Genomic DNA, 3,960 nt, shown 5'->3' on the forward strand with positions numbered 1-3,960 from the left:
ACGGCTCCAGCCGGGCCCACTGGTCGTTCGTCAGATCACCACGTCCCACAAGATGTGATCATCCACAACCAAGATCGACTTTCGCAACAGGCCCTAGTAGGGCTTGGTCAGGTTCGTATCGGTGTGGGTATGTCGCGGTGGCAGGTGGGGCAGGCGCCGGTCCAGGTCGCGAGGAGTGTCTGCAGTTCGCGGACGACTCGGTAAAGACTCAGGCCTGCGCCGGGTCTTTTGGGTCGTGGGCCAGTCGTTGCAGAGTGCAGAAGGCGTGGGCGGTGGAGACGAGGGTGACGTGGTGGTGCCAGCCGCCCCAGGTGCGGCCCTCGAAGTGGGCCAGGCCGAGGGCCTGTTTCATCTCGCGGTAGTCGTGCTCGATGCGCCAGCGCAGTTTGGCCAGGCGCACCAGGGTGGCCAGTGGCATGCCCGGGGGCAGGTCGGATAGCCAGAACTGCACCGGTTCGCTCTCACCGGTGGGCCACTCGGCCAGCAGCCAGCGCTCGGGCAGCTCCGGGCCGTTGGCGGCCTGACGGACGCCGCGGCCGGCCGGGCGGACGCGCAGGGCCACGAACCGCGAGTACATCCGCTTGAACCCGGTGCGGCCGGTGCCCGGCCGGGTGCCCTCGCGCCAGGACACCGGCCGGGCGGCCGCCCGGCCGGCTTCGATGACCAGGTCCTTCACCGTCCGGGCGGGCTCGGGATAGCGCATCTTCGGCGGCCGTCCGGTGCCCGCATAGGCGGGCTGGACGAGGTGGGCGTCGCCGGGCTGGGCGGTGTGCCGACAGGAGAGGCCGACCACGTAGGGCAGGCGGCGTTCTTCCAGGCCGCGGCGGAAGGCGGCGGCATCGCCGTAGCCGGCGTCCGCGACGACCAGCGGAATGTCGATGCCCCAGGAGCGGGTCTCGTCGATCATGTCCAGGGCCAGCTGCCACTTCTCCACGTGCCCGAGCTGGGCCGGGATGCCGCACCGGGCGCGGCGGGCGACCTTGTCCGGCTCGGCCTTGGCGGAGTCCGGGTCCCAGGATGCGGGCAGGAACAGCCGCCAGTTCACCGCGGCCGAGGCATGGTCGCCGGCCAGATGCGCGGAGACGCCCACCTGGCAGTTGGTGACCTTGCCCGCGGTACCGGTGTATTGCCGGGCCACGCCCGCCGAGGCGTGGCCGTCCTTGAGGAAGCCCGTGTCGTCGATGATCAGCGCTTCCGGTCCGATCGCGTCCCGCATCCGCCAGGCCAGCCGGGCCCGCACATGCGCCGGGTCCCACGGGCTGGTCGTCACGAAGTGCGCCAGGGCCTGGCGGTTGCCGTCCTCGCCCAGCCGGGCCGCCATCGGCTCCACCGACTTGCGCCGCCCCTCCAGCAGCAGCCCACGCACATACACCTGCCCCCACCGCCGCTGATCGGCACGGAAGAACCCGTCGAACATCTCCGCCGTGAACGCCTCCAGGTCCTCGCGGACCGCGCCCATCTCCTCAGGTGTCACACCACCCCAACGACACCAACACGCACACAGACACGCCATTCACGAATGAACCTGACCAAGCCCTACTAGGGTTCGTCTTCAAACGGATCTTGCTCAGAGCAGGATTGAGGCGAGAGAGACCGCTGCTTCGTAGGAGGTGGCGGTCTTGTCGTACCTGGTCGCGATGGAGCGGAAGCCCTTGAGCCGGTTGAAGCAGCGCTCGACGATGTTGCGCTGGCGGTAGATCTCCCGGTCGAACTGGGGCGGCCTGCCACCGCGGTTGCCCCGGTTGCGGCGGTGGCGCTTCTGGTCCTGCTTTTCCGGGATAGTGTGGCCGATGCCGCGTTTGCGCAAGTAGGCGCGGAACCCGCGGGAGGCATAGGCCTTGCCGCGATCACATGGTCCGGGCGGCAGCGCGGCCGGCCCCAGCCGATGCGCGGCACCCTCAGGCGCTCGAGCAGCGGGCGTGCGCAGACGCCGTCGTGGCGCCGGCCGGCCGTGAGCAGGACCGCCAACGGGCGACCCCGACCGTCGCAGGCGAGGTGGATCTTCGTGGTCAGTCCGCCCCGGGACCGGCCGAGGGCGTGATCGTCCGGTTCGTCCGGCCTGGTGATCCCCCTTTTCGGCCCGTGGCGGCGGCGTGCTGGTGGGCACGGACGATGGTGGAGTCGATCCGGACCAGCCAGTCGAGGTCCCCGGCCGCATCCGCCCGGGCCTGGATCTGCTGCAGAGCCCGGGTGAAGACTCCGTCCAGGGCGTAGCGGCGGAAGCGGGTGTAGACCGTTTTCCATGGCCCGCAGCGTTCGGGCAGGTCACGCCAGGAGACACCGGTCCGAATCTTGTAGACCATGCCGTTGACGACCCGGCGGTCCTCGATCCGTGGCCGGCCCGTCGCGGCCCGAGGCAGCAGCGGGGCGAGCAACTCCCACTCTCGGTCGGTCAGGTCATGTCGGCGTATCACTCAACCATGATCCACCATCTGACGATCTTTGAAGACGGACCCTAATTCCTTCGACACGATGCTGACCGACTGGCAAGCTGCGCTCATGACCTACGGAATCGAGTCCCACTTCACCCGGTGAGCGCCCAGGAAGAGCGCAACGCGCTCACTCCCCCGACTGCTCTGTATGACCACGCCCTGCATCTGCTGCGCGAGTCCCCCGATGGAGTCCCGCCCCGGCGCGGTTACTCCCTTCCCCAGAGGACCGCAACGGGCGAGGATCCGCTCTCTCGGGACCAGGCGAAGAGTGCCATCCGGGAGGCGTTCAGCCCACTCCCCGACGACCCCGCCACCCTGCATGGCCGCTTTGAACGACTCGGCATTCAGGATCGTCACAGGCACCTGGTCAGGTCTACAGTCGCTGAGCTGCCGCTGCCAGCCGAACAGGCGGATGCGGCCCGCGCCCTGGGACGGAGGTTGATCCAGACCGGTACGACCGCGTCCACCGTCACCGCAGGCATCGCCCTGCTGGGCCGCCTCGGCAAGCCCGAGGACGTCCCGTACCTCTCCGTTCTCGGCCTGTTCCGAGACCTCTCCGGTCCCGCGGTCAACGCGCTCGACGTCCTCGATCGCCAATCCGCGGCTGTCGTTTGGCTCGCGGTCTGTGCCCGCCGAGACGAACTACGGCCATTCGTCCGTGCCCTATGGACAGGCAACCGGCAGGCCGTGTGTCCGGAGTTGGTCGCGCTTCCGTCCTCACCTCGCTTCATCAGCAGCGCGGTCGCTCGCCGGATTGCGGAGGCTTCCCAGTTGCCCGACCTCCTCGATCACCACCCCTCCGACACCGACCTGCTCGCTCGCGCGGGCAGGCTGCTTGTCCGGATGGGGTTCTCACGCGACGACCCGACCGACCTCCTCGCTTATCGCGACGCGCTCCGTGTGTACGACAGCGTCATAAGCCGAGCCGGTCTGCTGCCACCCACTCTCGACAACGCTGCCATGCTGCTGTCGCTCGCCCTGGATCTGAGCAGCGGCACCGGCGTGCTGCTGGACTGGCCGCCCGGGCGGCGCGCGGCACTGCTGGAATCGCTCGGGCACCTACTGGTCGAACCCCGATGGGCGGTGGCCGCCGCCACCGGAAAGGAGACGGGCCAGCGGCTGCGAGCCGACTGGATCCGCCGCACCGGACGTCAGCCGTTCAAACGCTCAGCCACGCCCGCCAAATTCCGCATCGAGGTAGTGGCTGGCGATCCTGCGGACCGGGAACCCGTCGAAACACGTGTGCTCATTGATGGCCGTCCGGTGGTTCCGGCAGTGTTTGGCCGCGGGCCCGCCCATAGCCCCGAGTACCTGCTGGACGACGGTCGACTGCGGGCCGAGGTAGAGCCTCGCGAGGTGCAACTCGCTGAGGCTTACTGCACCGAGGGATGCTGTGGCGCGCTCTACGTCACCATCCGGCGAGACGCGGACCTGAAGTTCCCCCTTGAGCGTGGACAGCGGGTGGTTACGCTGCGGGGGCGAGAACTTGTGCTGTCAGGGCCCGGGTCTCGAGCGGGGTGACGTAGCC

Annotated in this window: 2 protein-coding genes and 1 pseudogene; 1 reads left to right on the forward strand and 2 read right to left on the reverse strand. The window is 69.0% G+C overall.

From position 1 onward, the window contains the following. Positions 1 to 208 precede the first annotated feature (208 nt). Both IE271_RS40320 and IE271_RS40325 read right to left on the reverse strand, forming a co-directional pair. Positions 209 to 1,459, reverse strand: a complete 1,251-nt coding sequence (locus IE271_RS40320) for an IS701 family transposase (RefSeq protein ID WP_190195397.1) — start codon at positions 1,457 to 1,459, stop codon at positions 209 to 211. Between the two features lie 108 nt (positions 1,460 to 1,567). Then, positions 1,568 to 2,411 (reverse strand): annotated as a pseudogene (locus IE271_RS40325) (IS5 family transposase). A gap of 120 nt (positions 2,412 to 2,531) precedes the next feature. On the opposite strand from IE271_RS40325, the gene IE271_RS40330 reads away from it, so the two are divergent. Next, a complete protein-coding gene (locus tag IE271_RS40330) occupies positions 2,532 to 3,953 on the forward strand; it encodes a hypothetical protein (RefSeq protein ID WP_229919972.1) in 1,422 nt (473 codons plus the stop codon). Positions 3,954 to 3,960 lie beyond the last annotated feature (7 nt).

The organism is Streptomyces minutiscleroticus, assembly GCF_014650875.1.
Lineage (GTDB): Bacteria > Actinomycetota > Actinomycetes > Streptomycetales > Streptomycetaceae > Streptomyces > Streptomyces minutiscleroticus.

Excerpts from the sequence above, each read along its gene's own strand:
- IE271_RS40320 (WP_190195397.1), bottom strand. The coding sequence starts at position 1,459 with ATGGGCGCGGTCCGCGAGGACCTGGAGGCGTTCACGGCGGAGATGTTC.